The 19,708-nt window shown below is 34.0% G+C and carries 19 protein-coding genes; 3 read left to right on the top strand and 16 right to left on the bottom strand.

What is annotated here, in order from left to right; translation table 11 throughout:
* Positions 1-458 precede the first annotated feature (458 nt).
* Positions 459-1,388, top strand: coding sequence for a class A beta-lactamase (gene bla, locus HNR27_RS12270; RefSeq protein WP_429339942.1), 930 nt, complete (start codon positions 459-461; stop codon positions 1,386-1,388).
* Positions 1,389-1,626: 238 nt separating this feature from the next.
* Here bla and HNR27_RS12275 read toward each other — a convergent pair whose 3' ends face one another.
* The 12 genes from HNR27_RS12275 to HNR27_RS12330 form a co-directional block, all read right to left on the bottom strand.
* The gene (locus HNR27_RS12275) at positions 1,627-2,640 is read right to left on the bottom strand and encodes a serine hydrolase domain-containing protein (protein WP_212920886.1); all 1,014 of its coding nucleotides are present in this window, start codon (positions 2,638-2,640) and stop codon (positions 1,627-1,629) included.
* Positions 2,641-2,837: 197 nt separating this feature from the next.
* The gene (locus tag HNR27_RS12280) at positions 2,838-3,170 is read right to left on the bottom strand and encodes a MazG nucleotide pyrophosphohydrolase domain-containing protein (protein WP_212920887.1); all 333 of its coding nucleotides are present in this window, start codon (positions 3,168-3,170) and stop codon (positions 2,838-2,840) included.
* Between the two features lie 256 nt (positions 3,171-3,426).
* Positions 3,427-3,891 carry a DUF4825 domain-containing protein gene (locus tag HNR27_RS12285; RefSeq protein WP_306345311.1) on the bottom strand — a complete coding sequence of 155 codons (465 nt, stop codon included), beginning with the start codon at positions 3,889-3,891 and terminating at the stop codon, positions 3,427-3,429.
* A 198-nt stretch (positions 3,892-4,089) separates the two neighbouring features.
* A complete protein-coding gene (gene rpsN / locus HNR27_RS12290) occupies positions 4,090-4,359 on the bottom strand; it encodes a 30S ribosomal protein S14 (protein WP_212920889.1) in 270 nt (89 codons plus the stop codon).
* A 221-nt stretch (positions 4,360-4,580) separates the two neighbouring features.
* Positions 4,581-5,492, bottom strand: a complete 912-nt coding sequence (locus HNR27_RS12295; protein WP_429339943.1) for an NAD(P)/FAD-dependent oxidoreductase — start codon at positions 5,490-5,492, stop codon at positions 4,581-4,583.
* Positions 5,493-5,646: 154 nt separating this feature from the next.
* Complete coding sequence (locus HNR27_RS12300; RefSeq protein WP_429339944.1) at positions 5,647-6,048, bottom strand: Rrf2 family transcriptional regulator; 402 nt, start codon at positions 6,046-6,048, stop codon at positions 5,647-5,649.
* A 299-nt stretch (positions 6,049-6,347) separates the two neighbouring features.
* A complete protein-coding gene (locus HNR27_RS12305) occupies positions 6,348-7,064 on the bottom strand; it encodes a dihydropteridine reductase (protein ID WP_429339945.1) in 717 nt (238 codons plus the stop codon).
* Between the two features lie 182 nt (positions 7,065-7,246).
* Complete coding sequence (locus HNR27_RS12310) at positions 7,247-10,546, bottom strand: ABC transporter permease (RefSeq protein WP_429339946.1); 3,300 nt, start codon at positions 10,544-10,546, stop codon at positions 7,247-7,249.
* The gene (locus HNR27_RS12315; protein ID WP_212920893.1) at positions 10,543-11,235 is read right to left on the bottom strand and encodes an ABC transporter ATP-binding protein; all 693 of its coding nucleotides are present in this window, start codon (positions 11,233-11,235) and stop codon (positions 10,543-10,545) included. Before HNR27_RS12315 ends, HNR27_RS12310 begins: the two co-directional genes overlap by 4 nt.
* A gap of 14 nt (positions 11,236-11,249) precedes the next feature.
* Complete coding sequence (locus HNR27_RS12320) at positions 11,250-11,807, bottom strand: TlpA family protein disulfide reductase (RefSeq protein WP_212920894.1); 558 nt, start codon at positions 11,805-11,807, stop codon at positions 11,250-11,252.
* A complete protein-coding gene (locus tag HNR27_RS12325) occupies positions 11,807-12,364 on the bottom strand; it encodes a MauE/DoxX family redox-associated membrane protein (RefSeq protein WP_212920895.1) in 558 nt (185 codons plus the stop codon). Before HNR27_RS12325 ends, HNR27_RS12320 begins: the two co-directional genes overlap by 1 nt.
* A complete protein-coding gene (locus HNR27_RS12330; protein WP_212920896.1) occupies positions 12,361-14,166 on the bottom strand; it encodes an ABC transporter ATP-binding protein in 1,806 nt (601 codons plus the stop codon). Before HNR27_RS12330 ends, HNR27_RS12325 begins: the two co-directional genes overlap by 4 nt.
* A 113-nt stretch (positions 14,167-14,279) precedes the next feature.
* On the opposite strand from HNR27_RS12330, the gene HNR27_RS12335 reads away from it, so the two are divergent.
* Together HNR27_RS12335 and HNR27_RS12340 are read left to right on the top strand one after the other, a co-directional pair.
* Entirely contained in the window at positions 14,280-14,834 is a 555-nt protein-coding gene (locus HNR27_RS12335; RefSeq protein ID WP_212920897.1) for a hypothetical protein, read from the top strand.
* Positions 14,835-14,898: 64 nt separating this feature from the next.
* A complete protein-coding gene (locus HNR27_RS12340) occupies positions 14,899-15,057 on the top strand; it encodes a hypothetical protein (RefSeq protein ID WP_212920898.1) in 159 nt (52 codons plus the stop codon).
* A gap of 815 nt (positions 15,058-15,872) precedes the next feature.
* Here the strand turns inward: HNR27_RS12340 and HNR27_RS12345 are convergent.
* The 4 genes from HNR27_RS12345 to HNR27_RS12360 all read right to left on the bottom strand — a co-directional run bounded on the left by HNR27_RS12345 (position 15,873) and on the right by HNR27_RS12360 (position 19,429).
* Positions 15,873-16,949, bottom strand: a complete 1,077-nt coding sequence (locus tag HNR27_RS12345) for a helix-turn-helix transcriptional regulator (RefSeq protein WP_429339947.1) — start codon at positions 16,947-16,949, stop codon at positions 15,873-15,875.
* 98 nt (positions 16,950-17,047) lie between these two features.
* Positions 17,048-17,764, bottom strand: a complete 717-nt coding sequence (locus tag HNR27_RS12350) for a class I SAM-dependent methyltransferase (protein ID WP_429339948.1) — start codon at positions 17,762-17,764, stop codon at positions 17,048-17,050.
* A gap of 144 nt (positions 17,765-17,908) precedes the next feature.
* A complete protein-coding gene (locus tag HNR27_RS12355; protein WP_212920900.1) occupies positions 17,909-18,631 on the bottom strand; it encodes a hypothetical protein in 723 nt (240 codons plus the stop codon).
* A 507-nt stretch (positions 18,632-19,138) separates the two neighbouring features.
* Complete coding sequence (locus HNR27_RS12360) at positions 19,139-19,429, bottom strand: RNA polymerase alpha subunit C-terminal domain-containing protein (RefSeq protein WP_212920901.1); 291 nt, start codon at positions 19,427-19,429, stop codon at positions 19,139-19,141.
* Positions 19,430-19,708 lie beyond the last annotated feature (279 nt).

Below are 19,708 nucleotides of genomic sequence, written 5' to 3' on the forward strand. Positions count from 1 at the left end.
CAAATTTATATTTTTCCTAGTGATAGGAAACTAGATTAGGTATTTTCCGATTATTAGAAAAGCGATATACGTCAAATATTGGGAGAAGTGAAGAATTTTTTAGTAAAACGGGGGATCTAATGGATTTAGAGCATGATAGACTTCAGCTTTCCTAAAAGGAAGAGCGATAAATATTATATAGTTAAAAAGATTGACATCCCATAGACTACAAATGTAATATAGGACTACAGTTGTAGTGCTCGACTACATATGTAGTCGAAATTTAGATAGAAGGAGGTAATGTTTGGCTATTAATGACTACATCTGTGATTGTGAATATGTGCGAAAAGTAAAAGGACAGTAGACAGCCTACAAATTAATGACTATTTGGCAAGCATTGAAGACACATACTTCATCAGTGCTATGCAAAAGAAGTCAGTTTTATATTGGATAATAGAAACTAGAAAGAGGTCATCAAGTTGATAAAAAAATATAAAAATAAGTTCACCATGCGTCCATTTTCACTACTTTTGCTACTAGTCGCAGTGTTAACACTCACTGCTTGCGCGGATAAGGACGGTTCAAATAATGATTCTCCCAGTGAAGGAAATGAAGTGGAACAAAGGGAAAGTATAGATGAAAAATTTGCCGAGCTTGAGAATGAGTTTAATGCTCGAATTGGTGTCTATGCGATTGATACAGGCACAAATCAGACGATCGAATATCGTCCAGAGGAGCGCTTCGCTTTTGCATCGACCTACAAAGCCTTAGCCGCAGCCATCTTGCTGCAGCAAAATTCTTTGGAAGAGCTTGAGGAAGTGATTTCCTTCACCGAGGATGATTTAGTTCCCTATTCTCCAATTACAGAGAAACACGTGGATACCGGGATGACCCTTTTGGAATTAAGTGAGGCAGCGGTTCGATCCAGTGACAACACGGCAGGAAACCTCTTATATGAGGGATTAGGGGGCCCAAAAGGATTTGAACAAGCTTTAAGACAAATTGGTGATAACATCACCCATGCAGATCGCTTTGAACCAGATTTAAATGCATTCACCCCAGGAGATAATCGAGACACCAGCACACCGAAAGCTTTTGCCACCAATCTTCAGGCTTTCACACTTGGTGACGTACTTTCCGATGAAAAACGTGAATTGTTCATTGATTGGCTAAAAGGCAATGCAACAGGAGATACACTCATTCGTGCAGGATCACCTGAAGAATGGGTGGTTGGTGATAAGAGTGGTGCTGGAAGCTACGGAACGAGAAATGACATTGCTATTGTTTGGCCACCAAACAGAGAACCAATCGTCATTGTAATTATGTCCAACCATGACACAGAGAATGCCGAATATGACGATAAGCTAATTGCACAGGCTGCCAAGGTTACACTAAGCTTTTTAAGGTGAAGATTGGATAATTCGGATTTGGACATTTAAGTTCTAAGGAGTCTTTAACTACAGAGCGCGTATAATATCCTTAAACAATGATATTAAGCGCTCTTTTTTTTATTTAGCTATGTTAAAGGATAATGTTGATTTTTCATATGAAAAGATGGAACTCCATTAGGGTTTGGGGCTCCATTCTAGGTTAAAGACAGTTTTTAGGTTAAGGGCAGTAATTAACCAGACTATAATTGTAATATATCTAATTAAATGTATCTGCCACTATATTACTGAATTCCCTTAGATAATGAAGATAATTGTCTCCACCATAGTTATATCGCTTATTATACATTTTTGCTACGACTAAATTATGTTTAGGTATAACTAACAAAGTTGGACCAGTTATTCCTAATATTTGATAAGAGCCTTTAGGTACTCTTTCCCCAATTTCACTTTTAAGAGAAGGCGTATCTTGAACATACCAAAACAAGCCGTTAAGTGGTATCTCTATGTCATTGTAATTTGGGCTTTGTACTTTGGTAGCTAATTGTATTACTTCTTTTGGCACTATTTGTTTGCCATTCAAAAATCCTTCGTTCAAATGAAGATTACCCCATAATGCAAATTCACGGGCTGTTGTATGAAGGTTTGAGTCGCTTCCATCGTTTGTACTTCCTATTTTGAAGTTCGCAGCTTCGTTTGGATTATCAATCACTTTTACTAGTTCATCATTAGGGTTTGTATACCAGGCAGTTTCATATAAACCTAACGGCAGGAATACTCTTACTCTTAGTAATTCGGGAAAACTCTTTCCATATAGCTTATTTATTAAGTCCGTCATCATTAATACATTAATTCCTCTGTAAGCCCACCCTTTACCTGCGTCAAACTCTCTAAAAAGAGTCCCATCATCTTTCAGATGTAATCCGTGAGAATGTGTAACTAAATGCCTTATAGTTGTGTTTGCAAGTAATTCTTTATCATATCCATCAAAGTAATCTACTGCATAGTCATCTATACTTTTAATTTTCTTTTCATACAAAGCAAAAGCTACCGCTAGTCCTAAATAGCTTTTCCTTGCAGATGCTATGTTAAATTTAGAGGCTTCCGTAATGGGTACTGAACTAACTAAATTAGAATGGTAGCCGCCGTAGTGTTCTAATACGATTTCATTGTCCTTAATTACAACCAATGCAGAAGCACTGCTATGATTAAGTACCATTATTTCTTCTACATATGAAATTAATCTTTGATAGTTTACTGTCACTTTCTCCATTACCCCCGATGTTACTTATTTGGAAAGTTCTGATAGTCTAATTGTTTTAGTGGAAACGGAATAAAGAAACGCGCTTAGACAATCTTCTTTAATCACTTCTGTAAAAAAATACTAGCTTCCAACAGATAGCAACTTATCCTTATAAAGATTAAAAGTAATCAATAGGTAATTGTTACAACTATCATTTTAGTTTAATGCTAATGTACCTTCTTTTGTAGTAGTAAAAATTCTTCTAAGTTTGGTGATTGATTATATTTCATTGCGGCTTGCTTATCCTTTTTTATAATGGCCTTTGTTAAATCAATATGATTTATACTTGCAATGGCCACAGCGTAATGTATAACATCAACTAACTCTTTTTCTAAAGAAGTATCCCCTTTATTTTCCTTTCGCCCTTCCAACTGGTTCAGTACCTCTGCTACCTCACCAATTTCTTCTACTAGTTTCATAAACAAAGAAGATGAAGTGCGTCCTTCTTTATATTTTAGTGCTAGGTAGCTCTGTAGCTCTTGAAATGTTAGTTGCTTCATATGAGTCCTCACTTTTAATACTACTTTTTCTTTTAACTAGTCAAACAATAGTTTTCTTTATTCTATAGTTTCGAACAGCCTGTTTGGAAGCTTGATGATTACGCACATTGGTTTAGCAACATCTGAATCCGCGCACTGTTTTCACCTTCGTCTAAAATAAATTAGTTCGACAAATACTTCTCCCTAATCTAATATCCCTTACTAATCATTGTTAAATTAGCCTACACTTCGTACTATAGGAGTTCAAAAGCAACCTTTACTTGAATAGCTCCCCTGCTTTATTTTTTTCTTTTAAATATTCTTCTGTAAGTTTTCGCAGTTTTTCTTCGTTATCAAATTTACTTAATTCTTTTCCGTACCATGCTTGGAGATTTTCTTTTGTTATTTGATATTCTTGGTTATCAAAATTAAATGTTATCCATTCTGCATTTTGAACTAATGCAAATAAAAACGTAGCATTATATATCGCTGTTTCTTTATAATCTTGTTCTGATGCTAACCAATCATAATTTAAGATTATTCCATACGGTTTCTCTTTTGTTTTCAGTTCAAAACCTTTTAAATTCTCACCACTTCGCAACTGATTTGCAATGTTTCCTACTGCACTGTTATCCCCTACAAATGAATCTTTAAATTGAAATATATCTTCGTTTTTATTGTTCGAATTACATCCATATAAGAAAATCACTATCGTTAATGAAAATAACATTAATTTAATCATTTTTCCCAATTGGATTCCCCCTTTTTTGAATTGTCTATACAAATTTACCATACCATTTATTTATTTACAAAGACAGATTTCACAAAAAGATTAAGTACATAGCTGTTTTATCTGCCACTTATGAAAGTCATCAACATTGTATGACTTGTTGATATGGAGGAGGGAAATAGCAAGATACCCATTTAATTGTACATTTGCTTACCAGCTTGATTTCTTTACTCCGGGAATTTGTCCATTATGGGCGTATTCACGAAAGGCAATACGAGACATTTTAAACTTTCTTAAATAGCCTCTTGATCTTCCAGTTAGTTCACAACGATGATGTAAACGTGTAGGTGATGAGTCGCGTGGCAGTTTCCTTATTGCATCATAATCACCCTTTTCTTTTAATTCCTTCCGAAGCATCGCATATTTTGTCACTATCTCTTGCCTCTTTTTTTCCTTTATAATCTTAGACTTCTTAGCCATTTAATATTCCTCCTTCACTTTAGTCATTTAAAATGTAACCATTACACTTTCTATCAAAAATTATGAAATCGCTGAAAAACTCATGATTGCTGTAAATGCATTCGCTCAACCATTAACGAAGTAGTAGTTGCAGTTTTGAGAGGCACAAAGTTCGACACTCCCGCTTTCTATCCCTCTTTTTACCAAATCAATACCCAAAATAGACTTTGATATATGTCAGATTAAAATCTTTCATTCGTAATATCTGTATTTACGGCTACAGCTGCCTTGTTACCTTCTGCAGCTGCAATCATTAATGAAGATGGTGCTGATCGTGCAACCTCCCCAGCAACATAAACATTTTTCTGTGAGGTACGGTTAAAATCATCCGTTACAACTAGTCCATTTTCTTGTAGTTGGCAACCAAGATGCTCAGCAAATTGATTTGGTCGATAAAACGATGGTGCAATGAATCCACCCTTTCTATTGATTTCAAATCCTGAGGTAAACACCACCTTTTGAAGGTAACCACTTTCCCCATATAAATTTTTTATTGGTTCTGTGATAACTGAGATGCCCTTCCGATCAAAATCATTCCAAATATGCTGAGATATTTTGTGACCATTGGTTGCAATTACTAAATCATTAGACCAATTACTAATTAATTTTCCCATATGATAAGCTGCATCTTCATATTCCGCGATGACAATTAGTGGTTGATCTCTTAATTCCCATCCATCACAATATGGGCAACTAAACAAGCTCTTTCCGTAATACTTACTGATTTCTGGAACCATAGGATATTTTTCTTGTATTCCCGTAGCTAGAATGATCCTCTCAGCGAGATACTCTCGTCCCCTAGAGGTAACGGTCTTGAACATTTGATCATTTGTTTGTTTTGTGACCTGTGTTACCGTTTCTTTGAAGAATTGAACAGATGGATACTTACCTAGCTCAGCTATTCCCAAATGCCTAAACTCTGCTGGGCTTACTCCATCTCGCGTTAGGAATCCATGTGATTCTTGAGTAACCTGGTTTCTATTTGTTCCATTATCAAATAAAGCTACATTTCTACGTGATCTTCCAAGTATTAAACTTGCACTTAATCCTGCAGGTCCAGCACCTAAAATTACACAATCAAATACTTTTTCCATTGTTAACCTCCTAATTCAAATTTAGTTACAAATATTTTGTTAGTATATTTAATTACAGATATAAACACTCTCTAATATCCGTTATTTACACAAAAAAATAACGATTGATAAAAGGGATTATTCATACAATAATACAGTCGAAAACAACCGTGTTTTAAAAAACGACAGTTGCTTTCTTAGCAAGATCAGAAATTTTATGCTGCCTCAACTCCTCCTCCATTTTTTCCTCTGCTGAAATCATTACCTTTTGAATCAGGCAATCGGGATTATCGTTCAAACAACCGCCGAATAAAGATGCAGATCCTTCAATAGCATGAATGACATCAAGAAATGAAATGCTCTCCCAATCTGGTTTTAACTTATATCCACCGTTTGCGCCAGTGGAGGATTCAATCATTCCTGTTTTGACCAGCTTAGTGAGGATTTTAGACAAATACGTCGGCGAAATATCTTGCTGCTCTGCCAGCTGCTGCACGCCCACACGTTGATTCGGAGTAGCAACTGCAAGATGAAGCAGGATGTGAAGGGCATAGTTCGTTGCTTTCGAGTATTTCATTTCATTACGCCTCCTTTAAAGACCTTTAATGTCTATAATATGACTCATAATAACTATTGTCAAACTATTAAAATTGTAAAATTACAATGTAGATTCTATAATTCAACCCCATTATTCTTCTATAAACGAAACAGCCGTATCTATTCTCAACGAAACTGCAATATAGCTTTACTAAGCCTAATAAAAAGAGCGCATTACCTTGTTCTAGGTTAGCGCCTCTTAACTGAACGTACTCTAAGATAGAGCCTTACTTAACCCCTTGATATAGTTCATACCAATCATGATACCAAGAAAGTATTTTATAACGTTTCAACAATTGATAAAAAATCAGGCAGTGCTTTTTCATGCTTATCAAGCATAATCTGTTCTGGCTTAATGCCCTGTTCATACAGTACTTCAATGTTCTGAACTAGGAACTCGTCGCTACCGACAATATAGAAGAGTCCATCCTTATCTGTAGCAAGACTTTTCACTTCTTCATAGTAGTCTTTACGGTTATCAACGAACTGTGATGTGAAATTCTTGTCAGGTGCTGATTCAAAAATATTTGTAAATAAGAAGTCTTTTGATGAATCAATATTTAAGGAATGAATTTGATTGACGTTGTCAGCACGTTCGAAATAATCAAGTACAAGTGGACGGAAAGTTGCCAGGCCGACACCTGATGATAACAAGTAAACATTTTTGTTTTCTCTTTTAAGTGGGACATTCGAATGCGTTTTAAATATAGCAACTTCATTGCCGACCTCAAGATTTCTTAAAATCGCCTTAAATTCAGAGCAGTTCTCTCTGATGCGTGTTGTGATACCGATTGAATTTTCGTGCGGTAAAGTAGAGATCGACATATGGCGAATCAAACTGCGGTTTGGTTTATCTCCCGCATTGAAACCTTCTAGTGCAAAGTGAGTGTGGGAACCTTCTTCCCATGTAAAGTCTTCCGGACAGTCGAGCAGGTATGTTTTAACTTCAGAGGTTTCTTCAATAACTTTATTTATTTTAGTCCAGTATATTTGCATGATATATTCTCCTTACTCAATTATATGTATCGTTACTATCTACTATACAATAAGTGATAACGATTCTCAATTAAATGCACTAATTATTTCGGGCTCGTAATCTTTACCATCAAAATAAAAATGGTGCAATACCATAGAGAGCACCATTTTTTTTGATCTTGCCTACTATTTTTTAACGTTGATCATTCTTCCAACACTTTCTCAGTACGGTCACCTTCAAACCATACTAATAGCCCAAACCCGAAACCTGTACTTCTTAATAAGAGCCCATAATCTTCCACATCTTCAGGTACAGAAAAGTCTAATATTGCTCGCATCTTCCCGTATAGCAATTTTTCATCCTCCCAGTCCTCAACTTTAAGAATCGTTACATTAATGGGGTAATAGCGTTCCTCATCAACTAGAATTAAGAACTCTTTATCTGGTCTCATCCTATATCCCATATCGTCTAGGTTTTCAAAATAGAATTCTATTGAAATATTCTTCATTCCTTCTTCTGGTTGTGGTTGTTCGCTTTTGATTTCTTTTGCGTAATAAGAAAGTATCGAATTTCCCGTATCCTTTATATCTTCACCTTCATCTAATACCTTATAGTACTTTTCATCTACAATATCATCTCTGCCCCAGCTGGAATCATTTCCCAAAAGTTCTTCCGATTCCTCTGGAATTTCATGATCTACAGATGTCTCTACACCAATCTCCCCCTCAGTTGGGCTAAATTCCTGCTCTTTGCCAACTTCTGGATTGGTATATTCGATATTTGGAGCTACCTTTATCATCGTAAATAAAAATGTTCCAACTAATGCGATGGCTGTAAAAATAACGATAAGCTTCATCCGCTTTTCGGTTACCTTTCGATTAGAATAGATTCCACCCATCCCTTGATTCGGTACAATCTGGACTGCACGTTCTGCCGGGAATACGGTTCCAAGTAAACCAATAATGACAGGAATTAATCCCGTAGCTAAGAGGAAGCCTATTTCTTCTGCAGGAAAAGAACCATATAATCCCCATATCATAAGGAATGCGATAGTAAGACCAATCACCGCTGCAAACAGGCCACTGAAGAGTCCCTCTGCTAAAATTAGCCTACGAATACTCCACCTTCTCCAGCCGATTGCTTGAAGTAACGAGATTTCTTCTTTTCGCTCTGATACATTTTGCCAGGTAATTTCTGCTGTTGTTAGTATCGCTATAATTAAGGATACAATAATAGCTACGTAATGTGCTGGCCCAACCTCTAGTGCTACGTACTCTCCTAGCAACGACGTGTACATAATTCCTCTTAAACGGAAGGTAATATAGAGGAAAATAGCTAGGAGAGCAGTTGGCAATGCAATTGAAATTACTGATAAAATGCTCCTCTTCCATTTCCCAATAAAGTGGTTAAAGGCCATGCGATTGATCCCTTTAGCCTTAAACAACCGTTTACTGCCACCCGTTATTTCCCCTGTTCGCATTGCTTCATAAGGAGAAATATTTTGTGTTAATAGCATTGGAATAATCGATCCAAGCATATATACGATGAGTCCAAATAATCCAGTCCATACAAATCGAGTTAAGGAAATAGTTCCGTCACTCGACACATAAACAAATGCCAACATCATCCAAGAAATTAATGCGACAAATAACCCAATTATGCTAGATTCCAAGAATAACAACCGACTTAACTGACTTGGCCGCCAACCTACAGAAAGAAGGACAGCAAATTCCTTTCTTCTCGCTAATAAGCTCACTATTCCTGAAGCCCATACATATACGACTGCAACAGCAATAACACTCGCCACAACTCCAGAAAAACTAACCTTGGTCTCTCGAAATATAGAAATAGAAGACCCAATATTTACCCAAGGTTGTTGAATCCAACCAAGGTCTTTTTCACCATTTAAGCCTGGCACATAGGTTAATGCCAGTTGCGGAGAAGAACCTAGCGTAATGTCGGTAATTAGTCCAGTTCTATTCTCAATTTCAGCAGCTATTTGTTCCAATAATGTTTGACTTTCATCACTCATATCAGTAACTCCAGCTACTTTAATCCGAATTGCTGAAATTGGTTCATCACCTAATAACATCTCTGCTGCTTCAATAGTAGTTAACATGCCAGGAGGATCTGTTAAGAAGCTATAGGGATCACCTGTAGGCTTTAATTGTTTTGGTGGATTGATTGGATTACCCTCTTTATCCATCACAAACTCTGCTGAAGCAGGACGATACGTTTCCATCGGCAATTCAGTAGTAGGATCTTTTGAGATTTTTAGATTACTTGGATCATAAAATCCTATCCAATTCGGCTTAATACGAGGAAGATCCACAAACTCCTCCGCCATTAATACAGGCTCTCGAAAGGATTCCTTATTTCGATATATTCCTATTGTATCCTCTCCATTTTGAACAGGGACTGCTTGATAGGAATATGGCCATCTTTCCGCGTAAGGGCTTGAAATTTCGCGATATTCCAATGGACTTGGTCTAAATACAATACCTGTCACATTTTCATCAATTGGTGACCGTAATTGACCTTCTCCTACAGATTCCTTTTCTTCTAAATCTATTACCTCACCTGTATTCCAATCCACCCCTGTCATCCGGCTAACAAAGGTTTGGAAGGTTTCCTCTCCAGTCACAGAGAACGTATCAATTACTTCACCTTCTACAGTATCTAAATAACTATCTCCCCCTTTTTCTTTTACCTCTTCCATTATGTCATTCGCATTGTCTAAGTTAATGGAAATATGAAGACGCTCATATGTAATGTTTTCTATTTTTTCCACAAACGAGTTTTGATTAACAATGATAGGAAATTCGCGGAGACCAGTAGCCTCATTGAAATAATAGGAATCACTATCATCAAAATACCTACTCGTTCCTAAATCCATAATTGCTTCATCCAGCCCAACTAATTTCGCTTCTTGTTCTGGATCTATTCCAGCCAAGAGAGATTCTCCACCTACAATATATTCAGTAAATGGTGCACCAACACCATATTCTCCCCCTTTATTGATAATGTCCCAAACCTGGTTAGGGAAGTAGTAATTGCTAGATGCAACTTCTTCACCTATTCCATTATTTATAGTTTTCGTAGTCTTTCTTCTATATAGACCTTCTTCAGGTAATTCAACCTGTCCAAAATTCACTTGATAATCCGCATACCCAATCATCGCAATCGGTGCAGCGACTTCTACACCAGGTATATCCTTTATTGCTTCATATTGTTCAACACTAATTCCCCCACTTAAGCCACTCAAGTAGTTTGGTTCTAATAATCTTTTCTCTTCTGTAACACTTCTAGTACCTTCTGGTCGAACCACAATATCATACGAAGCTGACCACCTTTGTTGCAAGGTGTCTACAACGGTACCTTTATTTGCTTCGGACAGCCCAATTAAATAAGTCAAACCCGCGCTAACAATAAAAGCACCGATAATTAAGAGAATAAACCGTTCCTTCCGCCTCCACCAATTCTGCCATATAAAGCGAATCATATAGAGATACCTACTTTATCGGAAAGCACTACCCCATCCTTCATAGTAATGATACGATTTGCTTTGGCGGCTAAAGCTGGGTCATGAGTCACAAATAAAACACCACACTCTTCTTGTTCATTTAATTCTTTTAATAATTCATAAATCCGCTCTCCTGTTTCCGTATCTAGATTACCAGTAGGCTCATCTGCAAGTAACCAGCTCGGTTTATGTATGATTGCACGGGCAATGGCAACTCGTTGTTGTTGTCCTCCTGATAATTGGGATGGAAGTGAATTCATTTTATCCTGAAGCCCGACTTGTTTTAGGACTTCTTTTGCACGTTCTAATTTATTGTATGGGACTTTTCTTGAAAACAATGGGGTAAGGACATTTTCTAAGGCAGTTAAAGTAGGCAGTAGATGAAATTGTTGAAAGATGAATCCTATTTCTTGGAAGCGAAAGTCTGCTAATTTACCTTTACTTTTCTTTAAGATTTCTTCAGCATCGTAAGTGATTACACCCTCACTTGGACTATCTAGAGTACCAATAAGACTTAACAAGGTAGATTTGCCAGAACCTGATGGACCGATAATAGCGGTGAATTCTCCTTTTTGAAATCTCAAATTGACATTTTTTAACGCTATCGTTTTTGTTCCATCTCCTTTATAGTATCTCTTGAGATTCGTACATTCTATACGGCTGATCACTATCATATTCCCCCTTAAACCGGCATTGAACTTCTCACGTTTTTCTCGTTTAATAGCATATTATTAAGAACATTAATATTCTTAATATAATTACTTAATATAATAGTACTACTTTCATCAATAAGTACACCGTGAGGTACATTTCTTATAAAATATAAAGAAGTAATCTGATTAGACCTTATATAAATAATGCTATCATCGAGTTGTTTAGTAATATGATCATCGTTTGATACATTGTCACTATTAATTAGCAAAAAATTAATATCATAATCTGAAGAAATACTATTTATATCTGCCAACAAAGATTTACAAGTTGGACAATTAGTATTTATAAAAAGAATAAGGGTTCTCTTCTTACTAAACATCTCTTTTGAAATGACTTTCTCCCCAGTCTCACTAAATGTTCTAAATGAAGGTGCTTTTTCTCCTATATCTAACGAGTCTAGTTGGATCCCTTTTATGCTTTGTATTTGCTTCAAAAAGTTACTATTATACTTTAAAAAAAAATACAAAATCCCTAATTCTGCAGTTAATAATAATAATACTATGACTAATACAAAATCATTCCACATTATTTACTAACCCCCAAATGAAATACTCTTAATATTTTATCTAATACTTTCTTGCCAGCAATAAATTCTTTAATAATAGCCCAAATCATGATCAGACATATTGAAACAAATACTGTAAATGATGCCTCATAAAAAGTTAATTGGGTAATTGTATATTCACTATTTATAAAAACCAACAAATATACTAAGATTAAAAAAGCGTTTCTTATGACGAGCCAAAAATTCAAATTGCTACTTTCAAGAATACTACCACAGCCGCAAGAAATATTTACATTCCCTCTAAATAGATTAATCACTATTGCTACAGTATAAACAATTATTAACAACAGAAATACAAGTAAATTATAATAGTTTGCTCTCATTAATAGTAAAGAAATGCAAATAAAGTATTCAGCTACTATCATTAATACTGTAAGAGGTTTTATCAAGGAATCTTTAACTATTCTATAATTCTTAATTGTATCGATATGAGTATTCCAGTGTATAATCTTATCCGTTGCTGTTAATAAAAATATCATTACAATTATTATGGATAAAATATTAGTAAGATAAATCATGTTAATTGGACCTCCCCTTTACTAGTATCTGAGTACCACTGTTTCTGATGTTCATATAGGGTAAAGTACTCCCCTTCTAATTGAATTAACTCCTCATGGTTTCCCTTTTCAATAACTTCCCCCTCCTTTAAAACTATAATTTCATCAGCAAACTTTGTTGCTGCTAGTCTATGCGTAATATATACAATTGATTGGGTATCTCTAGAATTATTAAACAAAGACTCGATTAATTGTAACTCACTATTTGGGTCAAGTGATGCTGTTGGTTCATCTAAAAATAGAATATCTCCATCCCGAAAAAGAGATCTGGAGAGTGCTATCTTCTGCCACTGACCACCTGATAGTTCATTCCCTTCTTCAAACAGTCTACCTAAAGAGCTCTTGTATTGCTGAGGTAAACCTATGATGTAAGAATGGATACTAGTTCTAATTGCAGCTTCCTTAATTAAGTTATAATTATTCATTTTATCAATTCTACCTAACCCAATATTTTCTTTAGCTGAAAACTCGTACTTATTAAAGTCCTGACTTAAAACCGCAATACATTTATGATATGACTCTAAATCCAATTCTTTTATGTCAATATCATTCACCTTTATAAAGTTATCCGTAAGATATAAACCTGTTAAACACTTTAATAAAGTAGTTTTTCCTGAACCATTCACTCCTACAATCGCTATTTTTTTTCCCTGTGGAATATTGATATTAATATCTTTTAGTGCATATTGTTTGGAATTAGGATATTTAAATGTTAAACCAGAAACTTCTAAATTAATAACATTCTCAATCTTTTTCCGTGAATTTATATTAATCTCTTTTAAATTTAGAAAACTTTTAAGATCATTTATTAGAAAGCTTGATTCATAGATTTCCGATAAAGAATTAGTAAGGGTATTCAGTATCCCTTGTATTTTTTGTATAGATTGTAATATTGCAACAAAGCTTCCTACCAGAACTACCCCTCTTACGATTAAGATTATTGCGAATAAACCAGATACCATATAAACAATCATTTGAATCATTTGAGTTATCATTAGCCACTTACTCTGACTAATTAATATTTTTAGATTCTTTAGTGCACTAGTTTGGTAACTGCCTACCCATTTTTTAATGATATAATCCTCTATTAAATTCAGTCTAACTTCATGTAACGATTTAGGATTCTTAAGAAGTTCCTCTATATAATGTTCTTTTCTACCAAATGGTGTTAGAAATTTAAACAACTCATACTTTTTTCTTCCAAACTTAAACTGAACTATAATTAAGGGGATCATTCCTACTAAAAGCAAAGGTCCAAACCACCAGCTGATTGTAATAAGGTAAAACAGAATACCAATTAAGGAGATAAAATTAGACGAAAAATCGATTCCACTAGTTGTCATTTTTATTATTTTTATATCATTTGAGTTTATTCTATTCAGGTTATTTTGAAAGTCATGGTCTTCAAACATTTCAAAGGGTAGTACACGTTGTTTGCGAAACAAAATTTTCTTAAAATCTAATTTAAAAATATCTATCATTTTTTGTTCTACTATAAGCGAAACCTTTTGTAAAAAGAATGTTAGCAATGTTATTAACACTTCTAATACGAAATAAAATAGAACACCACTGATATGTCCCCTATCGTTAATGAAATTATTAACATTATTTATTAGTCTTTCTGTGCACCATATTAAACTAACAGGTAATGTAGCTAATAATAGCTTAATGACTACCAAAATTATTAATTGCTTTTTGCAAAACTTCCATGTTAGTTGATTGGCATAAATATATGATTTTAAAATTGTTTTCAACATCCTCATTGATACTCTTCCTTATACTTTTATTATTTTGAAACCCTTTACAGTTTATACTATATATAATATAATTGAAAATGTAAATAATTTAGAATATTTAAACCAAGAGGGGTTTGAAAATGCTTGTAATTAATATTTTGATAGGAATACTGATAATTTTTTCACTTTTATTTTCATTTCTACTCTATAAAAGGTTAGTAAAGTGGAACTTTGAATACAAGATTTATTTAGAAAGATTAAAAAGCCACAACCAAGAAAGTAGTGATATAAATCATCCTTCACTTGGTAAATTGGCTCCAAACTTTAAGGCGTTTTCAAAAAAATATAATACGAGAATAACTCTAGAAGGTATTATTCAAGATGATCTTGTCCTGGTCTTTTTGAATACTGACTGTATCTACTGTGATAATAATTTGGAAATATTCCTTGATGTGGCCCGTAACTATCCATCATTTAAATATGCTGTGGTAATGGATGAAAGTGAAGAGGCGGAAGCTGATATTTTATTTAATTTATATGAAAAGGATGTAGAAGTACTTATTGTTAGTGAACAGACATTTATTGATTATAAAATAGCCTTTTTACCATCTTTTGTTCATTTAAACAAAGAGTATGTAATAGAAAATATTACACCTATACCTACTTTTATATTTCTAGGTAGTCAATCAGCTTAATCGAATTAATAACTTTAGGTATAAAACCTAAGTTATATAATTTAAAAATAGGGAGGTGAAAAAAATGAGACCTATTTGTTCAGATCCTAATTTTATGACTTCATATTACTATTGCGCGTATGATGAGATGTGCTTTAGAACAGAACGAGCAAATGCACGTTATCGCAGAAGAACCGATCATGGAGATGTATGTGATGATGTAGCAATAGCATGCCCATGCTAATATTAACTTTTAGTCAGATAGTGTCTTAGGGACTTCTTCTAAGGCACTATCTATTCACTATATTTGTTAGTCGTTAAAACTTACTAAGTTAAACTTACAAATTAGAAAGAATAAACATAATTCGCATTTAAAAACTATCGTATTTATTTGATCTTCTCTTGACTTTTCCCACTTCTATTATAATTACCCCACTCACTTTACTACTTCCAAAATAAAAGTTTTTTCCCAAATCACTAAATAAAACAGCACTTTTTATTACCTTTGTGTCTTATAGGTGTTAAGTTATTTTATTCCCACTAGAGAGGTGGGTATATTGATACTAATCAGTACAGATCCTAGCAGATTCTTTACTTATTACTATTGTGCACCTCATATTAACTGTAGTGAACCCTAGCTCGTTATCGTAGAATGGTGGATTCTGGTGATGTATGTGAGGACATAACTATTGCTTTCCCATGCTACAGTCAACGGAAAGTGCCATAGTAATTATAAGTATTTTCTTTTTCCGAATATTGTCTAAAAATCTTATTTTTAGGATAGGTCCTAAATCAGCCTTTACCACTTTTATTGGCGTAATAATTGTTTTATCTGTTTATAAAATATAGAAGCAATTCTTAAACTGAGCTGACTTAGTAGAATGAGACAAGAAAAAGTTCCTATACTACCTTTTCCCTAATTTGAAGGGAAAGGTAGATTAATATTTAAAACGGTCGTATATAGTTGTCATAAAAAAAGGACTTCCCTTTACTAAAGGAAAGCCCCTGATTTTTTAAGCACCTTTTCACAGTATTTTGGTCTTTTGTGACTTCTCATTTTCATCTTACTTTATTAATTAACTCTATATATTGTAAATCTCCATAACCGACGGTTGGGAAAAGTTCAAATAACCTCTTGATTAATTCTTTTGTTGATAGATCTTTATTTTTACTAATATATTTTACCACTTCGTTATCGTCGTGTAGCATTTCTAAATAGATGTTTATTGCTTGATACATAACTGGAATAAGTTCATTAGTTGGTTTCGTGTGATTGATCATTACCTCTTTATATACGGAGTAATAATGACCTAAAGTAAGTTCGGTTTGATTAACTTTAAATTCATCTTCTCTAAAACTATTTAAAAATACCTTCCCCTCATAACCTGACTGTTCAAGATAGGAAAGTATGGTAAGTAGGTTCATTTGACAAAACATATCTTCACCAAACCATAACACGATACATTCATACTCTTTATTAAAAAGATTGGCTAACGGGGCGATAACCTTTTTAATATATCCCTCTACGGGTTCATGATGACCTGCCGCTCGAATAGTTATAAATTCTTTAGCAAATATTTGTTCTGAAGTCGCATGCACGCCCATCGCTTCATTAAATGGCGCATAATCAGAATCACCCATCAATCTGTTATTTTTAAACTCCTCATACATAACTTGGCCATTTAAGATATGTAATACGTCTTTATCAAACAACTCACTTCGATCACGATGTAGCTTTTCAACCTCAATTTTTTTGGAAATATTCATTTTATACCATTCCCCATTTTTAGTAATAGTGAGTTTAACAACTGACTGAACGGGTAATTTGTTAACTTGAAGTTCTCTAGGATTGATGCCAAACACATTTTTAAATGCTCGACTATAGGCTTCCTGTGAAGAATAACCATAATCAAAAGCAATATCGATAATTTTCTTATTGTTTGCCAAGTCCTCTGTAGATAAATACAATCTTCTAAGAAGAATATAGCGCCTAATACTTATACCTGTTACTTGGTGAAATTTAAATGAACAGTAATAAGGGGAATATCCCATATAATTCGATAGTTCATCTAATGAAAACTTATTTTTTAAATTTGCTTCAATCCAATCAATCATAAGCTGTATTTGTTCATTCATTTGCCTCACTCCTACAATAATCATATAAGGAATTGGTTTCTATTTCTTGATATTTCTTGTGTTATATCAATTTAACCTTATATAATCGGCAAAAACTCTTACTTTATGCTGTGAAAAATAAAAGACTTAGTTTCTACAGTTGCATCTTTAAATTCCCAATCACCATAAACTTGAATTTGTGAAAAACCTACTCGTTGCAATGATTCATAGAGTTCTTCTTGTGTTCGGAATTTTAATTGCATTTTTTCTTGAATTAGCACTTCATCTGTACGTGCATTCTTCACCGTTTCATAAAACGTATAAATATCATCTACAAAACCTTCGTATTCTGTCCAGATTTCAAGTGGCTCCCCAGTCTCCTGATTTATCGCAACATCAGGCGTCATATCTTTTTCCCACTGCTCCCACGCTCTTGCTAATGGGTTACGTGTATCAAAGATAAAATGCCCTGCCGGTTTTAATGCCCGATATGCGTCAGATATGACTTGTTGCCAACTTTTATCTGTAAGAAATACTTGTGCAACATTTGCTGTCATTATAACGGTATCAAACGCATTGGTTTGTAAATCTGAGCTATCACCAACAATCCAAGTCACCTCGCCTGGATACTTTTTATTCTTCGCATATTCAATTGCTTCTTCATTCGGGTCAACAGCTGTAATATGATAGCCCGCTTTCGCAAAATGAGTTGTTAATCTTCCGGTTCCACAGCCCAAATCAGCTATTTTTTTTACATTTATTTTTTTTAATAATGCTAGAAAGAATTCATCGTCTTTGCCCCAGTGATTAATTTGGTCATATACTAAAGGAATCATTTATTTGCCTACTCCCTATATCATACTTGTTATTTTCTTCTACTTTTACCATACCTAAAAACCTACTTTCTTCATTTACCCTCAATTTAACTTAATCCCTATTTCAACAGTCTTGCTCATCATTATTGCATACTATGAAGAGAGCTATTCATTCATCTCTCCTTCCAGTCTTTTATTAATGTCTTCATCCGAATCTACGAAACCATTTTCTGTTAATTCTACAAAAACCATACTATGATATTCATAGCTTTCTAAGGAAGATGGATCTATATTTGCAACTTTCTTTAACTTATCATTCACTTCTTTATATTCATCATCGTTAAATATCCAATACGTTGCTGAAATAGAAGGGCCATTAAACACATCGTAGGATTGTTGAACTATCGTTTTTAATTTCTCTGCTGTAATACTTTTATCATTTTTCATGACAATTTCAACATGTATATAATCTGCATTCGATTTTTGTAGATAGTCTTCTATTGTCATATCTTTCGTGATTTCAATAGGTTGTTCCAAATGGATTCTTATCCAAGAAGATGCATCTAGACCCTCAGCTATAATCGCTTTATTAAAAACGGATGCAAATTTATTCATTAAAAGCATTTCTGGATAATTTTCTACGATGTTTTCCGATTTATCCATCAAGGCAGTAAACATTATATTAGAATCTAATGCTTTCACATAAGTCGTTACTGTATTATTACTTTTCGTACCCCATCGCTCTCCTAAATATTTTACTTCAAAGGACTCGTTGTATTTTTCGGATAAATATTCCTCGATGATATTAGCTGTTTGTTTATTTAAATCGCTGCATCCAAATAAACTTAATATCGAAATCCCCATTACAATAATGCTTACTTTCTTCAATAAATTCCTCATATCCTATGCCTACTTTCATAAAAAATATTTAAACCCTTTTCCACGTATGAGGAGTAAGGTTGGAGAAAATCATATACCCCAGCTCACTAATCTGCCAATTAGTTCAGGGACTTCGTATTCAAAATCTTATATGTATTTTAACATAATTATCCAATTATTAGGTGTTCCCAAACCATTCACTCCGAAAGAAGTCTAAGATAATAAATCAGAATAGTACCCTTATAAAAACCTCTGTTCCTATATTGGAACAGAGGTTGAAAAGTTTGTTAAGTTTTCTACTTCTTTACTTTGAAGACTAAGTTAATATTGTATTTCCTATCACATTTTTGAAAGTAAAAGGTTAAGATAGACATCTCTTTATTGAAGCTTTATTGTACATTTACTAACAGAACAGGGACAGTCTTGTAGCTTTTAAAATAAAGTTTAATAAAGGGATACCATTTGCTTTTAGCACTCTACTTCACAATCAATGCTGCAATTGATAGGAAAAAAATGTTATTCTTTAAATGATAAACCATGTTCTTTTAATGAAGTTCTCATAACAGGTATGGAGGCTGGTCCAATACCATGCAATTTTAAGATTTCCTTTTCAGTGTACTTTGAGAGTTTTTGTAACGTATCTATCCCTTGATGGACTAGAGCATTTCTAGCAGGTGAACTTAGTTTTGATAGGAAACCACTTTCAGGTTTATCATCTTTATTACAAGTAGGGCAACTTGGACAATCACTACTTTTGTAATACATATGTCCTTTTTCGCATACCCTTAAGCTTTTCTCTGCTGTCAAAATAACCCCTCCTACTAATTTCTTTATCCATATCCTTCTTATTTACATACATAGTTATACAGTCCGATAAAACTTTGTATTTTCCTATTATCCAAAACCTGCCCCGTTAGAACACTATCTTGAATCTTCCTCTAGTAAAGTATCAATTAGTTAAAGTACATTCTTTCATAAGATTAGCTAACTCGTTTGACAAGAGATTGACCAAACTCATTTTATGTGAAGTTATACAATTTTATAAAAAATACTAATCATTTCATCGATGATCTTAATCAATCGCGA

Origin of the sequence: Ornithinibacillus bavariensis, from assembly GCF_050433565.1 — a bacterium.
Lineage (GTDB): Bacteria > Bacillota > Bacilli > Bacillales > Amphibacillaceae > Ornithinibacillus > Ornithinibacillus bavariensis.

Coding starts and splice junctions, on each gene's coding strand:
- HNR27_RS12305 (WP_429339945.1), bottom strand. CDS start 7,064: ATGCAAATATACTGGACTAAAATAAATAAAGTTATTGAAGAAACCTCT.
- HNR27_RS12295 (WP_429339943.1), bottom strand. CDS start 5,492: ATGGAAAAAGTATTTGATTGTGTAATTTTAGGTGCTGGACCTGCAGGA.
- rpsN (WP_212920889.1), bottom strand. CDS start 4,359: ATGGCTAAGAAGTCTAAGATTATAAAGGAAAAAAAGAGGCAAGAGATA.
- HNR27_RS12300 (WP_429339944.1), bottom strand. CDS start 6,048: ATGAAATACTCGAAAGCAACGAACTATGCCCTTCACATCCTGCTTCAT.
- HNR27_RS12325 (WP_212920895.1), bottom strand. CDS start 12,364: ATGATTTATCTTACTAATATTTTATCCATAATAATTGTAATGATATTT.
- HNR27_RS12330 (WP_212920896.1), bottom strand. CDS start 14,166: ATGAGGATGTTGAAAACAATTTTAAAATCATATATTTATGCCAATCAA.
- HNR27_RS12350 (WP_429339948.1), bottom strand. CDS start 17,764: ATGATTCCTTTAGTATATGACCAAATTAATCACTGGGGCAAAGACGAT.
- HNR27_RS12275 (WP_212920886.1), bottom strand. CDS start 2,640: ATGGAGAAAGTGACAGTAAACTATCAAAGATTAATTTCATATGTAGAA.
- HNR27_RS12320 (WP_212920894.1), bottom strand. CDS start 11,807: ATGTGGAATGATTTTGTATTAGTCATAGTATTATTATTATTAACTGCA.
- HNR27_RS12310 (WP_429339946.1), bottom strand. CDS start 10,546: ATGATTCGCTTTATATGGCAGAATTGGTGGAGGCGGAAGGAACGGTTT.
- HNR27_RS12345 (WP_429339947.1), bottom strand. CDS start 16,949: ATGAATGAACAAATACAGCTTATGATTGATTGGATTGAAGCAAATTTA.
- HNR27_RS12335 (WP_212920897.1), top strand. CDS start 14,280: ATGCTTGTAATTAATATTTTGATAGGAATACTGATAATTTTTTCACTT.
- HNR27_RS12280 (WP_212920887.1), bottom strand. CDS start 3,170: ATGAAGCAACTAACATTTCAAGAGCTACAGAGCTACCTAGCACTAAAA.
- HNR27_RS12285 (WP_306345311.1), bottom strand. CDS start 3,891: ATGATTAAATTAATGTTATTTTCATTAACGATAGTGATTTTCTTATAT.
- HNR27_RS12340 (WP_212920898.1), top strand. CDS start 14,899: ATGAGACCTATTTGTTCAGATCCTAATTTTATGACTTCATATTACTAT.